This window comes from Albidovulum sp. (assembly GCF_049646345.1).
Lineage (GTDB): Bacteria > Pseudomonadota > Alphaproteobacteria > Rhodobacterales > Rhodobacteraceae > Albidovulum.
Window position 1 is genome coordinate 1 of sequence record NZ_JBARVQ010000210.1, and the last position, 5,819, is coordinate 5,819.

9 protein-coding genes are annotated in these 5,819 nt (G+C 62.5%); 1 reads left to right on the forward strand and 8 read right to left on the reverse strand.

Annotated features, from left to right (window positions below):
- The coding region (locus WBB85_RS05085) for a hypothetical protein (protein ID WP_432637543.1) at positions 1 to 438 on the forward strand (438 nt) is incomplete at its 5' end.
- A 7-nt stretch (positions 439 to 445) separates the two neighbouring features.
- Here WBB85_RS05085 and mltG read toward each other — a convergent pair.
- The 8 genes from mltG to fabG form a co-directional block, all read right to left on the reverse strand.
- Complete coding sequence (mltG, locus tag WBB85_RS05090) at positions 446 to 1,615, reverse strand: endolytic transglycosylase MltG (protein WP_432637544.1); 1,170 nt, start codon at positions 1,613 to 1,615, stop codon at positions 446 to 448.
- Positions 1,615 to 2,877 carry a beta-ketoacyl-ACP synthase II gene (gene fabF, locus WBB85_RS05095; protein WP_432637545.1) on the reverse strand — a complete coding sequence of 421 codons (1,263 nt, stop codon included), beginning with the start codon at positions 2,875 to 2,877 and terminating at the stop codon, positions 1,615 to 1,617. The genes mltG and fabF overlap by 1 nt, the downstream gene beginning before the upstream one ends.
- A 106-nt stretch (positions 2,878 to 2,983) precedes the next feature.
- Positions 2,984 to 3,391, reverse strand: a complete 408-nt coding sequence (locus tag WBB85_RS05100; RefSeq protein ID WP_432637546.1) for a hypothetical protein — start codon at positions 3,389 to 3,391, stop codon at positions 2,984 to 2,986.
- 21 nt (positions 3,392 to 3,412) lie between these two features.
- The gene (locus tag WBB85_RS05105; protein WP_432637547.1) at positions 3,413 to 3,934 is read right to left on the reverse strand and encodes a GNAT family N-acetyltransferase; all 522 of its coding nucleotides are present in this window, start codon (positions 3,932 to 3,934) and stop codon (positions 3,413 to 3,415) included.
- Positions 3,935 to 3,946: 12 nt separating this feature from the next.
- Complete coding sequence (locus tag WBB85_RS05110; protein WP_432637548.1) at positions 3,947 to 4,183, reverse strand: hypothetical protein; 237 nt, start codon at positions 4,181 to 4,183, stop codon at positions 3,947 to 3,949.
- 32 nt (positions 4,184 to 4,215) lie between these two features.
- Positions 4,216 to 4,575 (reverse strand): hypothetical protein, encoded by a 360-nt coding sequence (locus tag WBB85_RS05115; protein WP_432637549.1) that lies wholly within the window; start codon positions 4,573 to 4,575, stop codon positions 4,216 to 4,218.
- Positions 4,576 to 4,662: 87 nt separating this feature from the next.
- The gene (locus tag WBB85_RS05120; RefSeq protein WP_432637550.1) at positions 4,663 to 4,896 is read right to left on the reverse strand and encodes an acyl carrier protein; all 234 of its coding nucleotides are present in this window, start codon (positions 4,894 to 4,896) and stop codon (positions 4,663 to 4,665) included.
- 185 nt (positions 4,897 to 5,081) lie between these two features.
- Positions 5,082 to 5,819: 3-oxoacyl-ACP reductase FabG (fabG, locus tag WBB85_RS05125; protein ID WP_432637551.1), on the reverse strand; the 738-nt coding region annotated here is incomplete at its 5' end.

Here is a 5,819-nt window from a genome sequence, read left to right on the forward strand (position 1 = left end):
GCCTTAGGCGAAACGCTAGCCGGGTCGGTCACCGTCGAGTACAGCAACAGCCTGGATCTCACGACCAGTTTATTCGGCTCCGGCGGGGTTGACCTCGGTGGCGATCACACTATCACCGCCTATTTTGAATTCTATGAATTCGATGCCCCTCAAAAAACGGAATTCCTCGCCACCGACGAATTCTTTGACGAGGCTTTCACGTTCAAATTCGCAGGCGATTCAGGAAGTTTGCGATTTGACGGCATGCTTGACGATTCCGACAGCTATGAGCTCTCGGCCTATTCGGCCTTCTTCACGCTCTTCAACGTCAGCATGGCAGGCAAGCCGAAACTTCCTGTGATCGCACTGGCCAACGCGTCAGTTCCTGCGTCATTGCCATTCCTGGGCGGCGGCCTACTGGAATTCTGGGTCGTCCGGCACCATCGCGAGTCTTCCTAAGCGCACCTCAGTTTCCGTCCGCCGCATCCTTGGCCTGCTGCGCTTCGATCTCGCGCCACTTCACGACGTTGGCATTATGCTCATCCAGCGTCGTCGCAAAGGCATGGCCGCCGCTGCCATCCGCCACGAAGAACAGAAAATCGGTCTGATCCGGGTTAAGCGCGGCCTCGATGCTGGCCTGCCCCGGATTGGCGATCGGCGTCGGCGGCAAACCATCGATGACATAGGTGTTATAGGGTGTTTCCTTGCGCAATTCGCTCTGCCGCAATCCCCGCTCCAGCACACCCTTGCCACCGGTCACACCGTAGATCACCGTCGGGTCGGTCTGCAGCCGCATCCCCTGCTTGAGCCGGTTCACGAAAACAGATGCAACCTGCCCGCGCTCTTCGGGCACACCGGTTTCCTTTTCGACGATTGAAGCCAGCACCAAGGCTTCTTCCGGCGATTCAATCGGCAAGCCCTCCGCCCGGTTCGCCCAAGCCGCCGCCAGACGCGCGGCTTGCTCTTGTTCCATCCGGTCCAGCAGCGCGTTGCGGTCATCACCCGCGACGACCTCGTAGCTTTCCGGCGCCAGACTGCCCTCCGCCGGGACATCCGCCACGTCTCCTTCAAGGAAATCCGCGGCCTTCAAGGCTTCGACGATCTGCCAGCTGGTGACGCCCTCGGCAAGGGCGATACGATACCGCGTGTCAGACTCGGACCGGACCTTGGCATATTCCGCCGGCACCTCGGCCTCGCCCGGCACGAACTCGGCAACGTCTTCAAAACGATTGGTCGCCGGATCAAGCTCTCGCACCCGCATCTCGGCCTGCCGCACACCGATCCGGTAGACAACTTCCGTGCCACAGGTGCTGGCCCCGCCGCGCGTCACGATATCGACGATCTCGGACATGCTCGCCCCTTCGGGCACTAGGAACGATCCGGCCTTCAGCTGCGGCGACTTGTCGGAGTAATCCGCGCCGATCCGCAGGATCGACGGGTTACTGATCGCGCCCTGTGCAGCCAGATCGTCGGCCACACGGCGCATGTTCGATCCGCTCTCGACCCGCAGGCAAATCGCCTCTTCCAGCGGTCCCTGAGTCGAATATTGCGACTTGCCCCAGGCGATGATCCCGCCGATGGCCATTAGCGCCACCACGAAGAATGTCAGCGCGTTAGAGGCAATGTTACGCCACATCAGCCATCGACCTTGCGAAAGACCACCGATGCATTGGTGCCACCAAACCCGAACGAGTTCGACAGAGCCACGTCAATCTTCCGTTCCCGTTTTGCATTCGGAGCAAGGTCGAGTTTGGGCTCAACCGCAGGATTATCGAGATTGATCGTCGGCGGCGCGACCTGATCGCGGATCGCCAGCATGCAGAAAATCGCTTCGACCGCACCCGCGGCCCCCAGAAGGTGCCCGATTGACGATTTGGTCGAACTCATCGTCGCCTTGGCCGCCGCGTCGCCCATCAACCGCTCAACCGCACCCAGTTCGATCGTGTCAGCCATCGTTGATGTGCCATGCGCGTTGATATAGTCGATATCGTCGGGCGTCAGCCCGGCGCGCTCGACAGCCGCCTTCATGCTGCGATAGCCGCCATCGCCATCCTCGGACGGCGCCGTGATATGATAGGCGTCCCCTGACAAGCCATAGCCAACGACTTCGCAATAGATCTTCGCACCGCGTGCCTTGGCATGTTCGTATTCTTCCAGCACGACGACACCCGCGCCCTCGCCCATGACAAAGCCATCGCGATCCGCGTCATAGGGACGGCTCGCCTTCTCCGGCTCATGCGCGCGCTTGGTCGACAGCGCTTTGCAGGCGTTGAACCCGCCAATCCCGATGGGCGAGATCGGGCTTTCAGCACCCCCGGCAACCATCACATCGGCATCGCCCCACTGGATCAGCCGGGCGGCATCGCCAATGGCATGCGCGCCGGTCGAACAGGCGGTCACGACCGAATGGTTCGGGCCCTTGAACCCGAAGCGGATCGAAACCTGACCCGAGATCAGGTTGATCAGCGCGCCGGGAATGAAGAACGGTGAAATGCGCCGCGGCCCGCGTTCCTTGAGCAGAACAGCGGTATCGGCAATGGATGTCAGCCCGCCGATGCCCGACCCGATCATCACGCCAGTGCGCAGACGGTCTTCCTCGGCTTCAGGCGTCCAGCCAGCATCGTCAACCGCCTGCTGCGCGGCGGTGATCCCGTAAAGGATGAAATCGTCGACTTTGCGCTGTTCCTTGGGTTCCATCCAGTCGTCGGGATTGAACGTGCCACCCGTTCCGTCGCCAAAAGGGATCTCGCAGGCATAGGTCGTGGCAAACCCTTCAGGATCGAACCGCGTTATCGGTCCGGCACCCGATTGTCCCGCCAGAAGCCGCGACCAGGTCGCCTCGACTCCGCAGGCCAGTGGTGTGACCATCCCCAATCCTGTGACAACTACCCGACGCATCCGCGGCCCCTCCGGCTCTTTGAACTTTCCCGAACCATTACCCCGCGGATGCCCCAAGGGGCAAGAGCCCCGGCACCATTCCGCCGCCCGCAAGATGGCCCATCGGTCAGCCGCGCCGCGCCGAGAGCAGTGCCAGCAGCAGAAAGGTTGCGGCCACCAAAGCCATCCAGCCAAGGAACCACATTCGTCCGGCGACGAAATCCTCGGCATATGATGCCGCGAACCGCGCCTTGCCAAGCATCGTGACGCCGGCGGAACCGGCAAGAAGAACCAGCGCAATCGTCAAATTGACCAATCCCGAGGCTGTCCAGAACCGGCTCAACCCAAACAGCACCGCCCCCGTGCCGACCCCGATCCAAACGACCTTGATCGCCCAGAACGGATGCGCCCCAAGCGCCTGCCCGACCCCCAGATATCCTGCCGCGACCAACACCGCCGCCGCAACGGCAGCCGCGATTGCGTCGGCTTTGCTCTGACCATGCACTCCGGCATCCCCTCCCGAACCGGGGGCCATGCGGCCGATCCGCCAGCCCCCTTAGCCCCTCACACGTTCCATCAATTGCAAGGGGCCCCATTCGTCCTCGTCCAGCCGCAACAGGCGATACCCGCATTTCTCGGCAACCCGGATCGACCCCGCATGGTCCACATCCATCATGCAGACCGTCCGCCCTCCAAATCGCTGTGAATCGAACCAGCGGTGAACGATCTCCGCGGCCTCGCTCGCCAGCCCCCGCCCGCGCGCAGCGGCATTCAGAACCCAACCGGCCTCCGGCGCTGCGTCGAAATCTTCACCGATGCCGCGCATCACATGAAACAGCCCGATCTGCCCAAGAAAGGCCCCGTCCTCTCGGGCCACGACGGCGAAATTACCAAAGCCGTAATGCGCCCAGTGCCACGCAATGCGATTCATCCGGACCCAGCATTCGTCCCGCGCGACCGGCGCGAAGGGCAGAAAGCGTTTCAGCGCCGGATCACCCCAAAGCGTGGCGAAATCCTCGAAATCCGCCCAATCCAGCCCGCGCAACAACACGCGTTCCCCCGTCAGAACAGGAATCATGACGCGCGCCCCCTAGTGACAGACATACAGCGTCCCCCCAACGGCAACCACCGTAACAGCTGCCGCCGTCAGTGTCGCGGGCGCCGTCAGCATCGCCATCGCCGTCGATCCGAGGTTTGTCAGCGCCCCGGCCAATTGCCCGCCGGTCCCGCTCAGGATCACCGCGCCGGACCCCTGCTGGGCGACGGCGGCGATGCCAGAGAATCTCTCCGCCAGCCCGACACCGCGATCGACAAGTTCCGCCGCCACCTCGGCCGAGCCGTTGACCCGCTCGCAAAAGCTCAGGCCGGGGCCTTGCAGGCCAGATAGGCAGACCGTTCTCCCTCGTCATAGCCCAGATACGTCCCCGCCTCCGCGTCGTACCGCAGACAGAACGGCTTGCGCTGCCCGTCGCGCAGCCCCGGCGTCAGTTGGCGCAGCGTCACATAGGCCGGACAGTCGATATCGCCGCCCGGGCCAAAGAACCGCTCGCGCCAGCCATAGTTCTCACCGATCAACTGATCCTCCGGGTCATATTGCAGCAAGAACGCCTCGCCCCGCACCGAGGTGACGCAGGAAACCGGCTCTGCGGCACCGACGGCAAACCCGGCGCATCCCATGATGATCAGGCCACCGATGAAAAAGACAGCGTCACGCTTCATGACTGGAATTCTCCCGGCGACCCCTGCGACGCCACAACGAAAAACGGCGCCCCGAAGGGCGCCGCTTTCGAATACTCTATCCGATGATCAGGAAGCTTTGGTGATGAAACCAACCGCATCGCCGAAAGTCTGGATCGTCTCGGCTGCATCATCCGGAATCTCGATCCCGAATTCTTCCTCGAAAGCCATAACCAGTTCTACAGTGTCAAGGCTGTCTGCGCCCAGATCATCAATGAACGAGGCGGACTCGGTAACCTTGTCCTCTTCCACGCCCAGATGCTCGACGACGATCTTCTTCACGCGATCTGCGATGTCGCTCATGTCTTGTCCTCTTTCCGTTCTTCGGGGCCAGTCCCCAGGTATCGCTTCAGCCCCCCGGGGGCCACTCTCTCGCCCGATGATGTCAGGCAATTCGGGTCGGGATCATTCTATCCGACGCCATCAGAGCCGCCTATAGCATATCGTTTGGTATTGGCAAACGCTTTCGCCGCGGCGCCGATCGGCTTCTACAACATGGCCATACCGCCGTTGACATGCAAGGTCGCGCCGGTGACATAGCCGGCTTCCGCGCTCGCCAGATAGAGCACTGCCGCCGCGATCTCATCGGCGTCGCCCATCCTCCCTGCCGGCACCTGGCCCAGGATGCCCGCCTTTTGATCATCTGTCAGCTTGTCGGTCATCGCGGTGGCTATGAAACCCGGCGCGACACAGTTCACCGTGATGCCCCGACTCGCGACCTCATAGGCCAGCGATTTCGACATGCCCACCATTCCGGCCTTCGCCGCGGCATAGTTCGCTTGCCCCGGATTGCCGGTCGCGCCAACGATGGACGAGATATTCACGATCCTGCCCCATCGAGCCTTCATCATCCCGCGCAGCACCCCGCGGCACAGCCGAAAGGTCGAGGTCAGGTTGACGTTCAGAACCGAGTCCCATTCCTCGTCCGACATCCGCATGAACAGGTTGTCCTTCGTGATCCCCGCATTGTTGACCAGAATGTCGACGGCTCCCATGGCTTCCACCGCCTGCTTCGGCAGGGCCTCGACGGCATCCTTGTCCGACAGGTTGCAAGTCAGAACATGCGCCCGCTCGCCCAGCTCCGCCGCCAGTGCCTGCAACGGCTCGACCCGCGTCCCCGAAAGGCCGACAGCCGCACCCCGTGCGTGAAGACTGCGCGCGATCGCGGCCCCGATCCCGCCCGAGGCGCCGGTGACCAGCGCGCATTTTCCTGTCAGATCAAACAT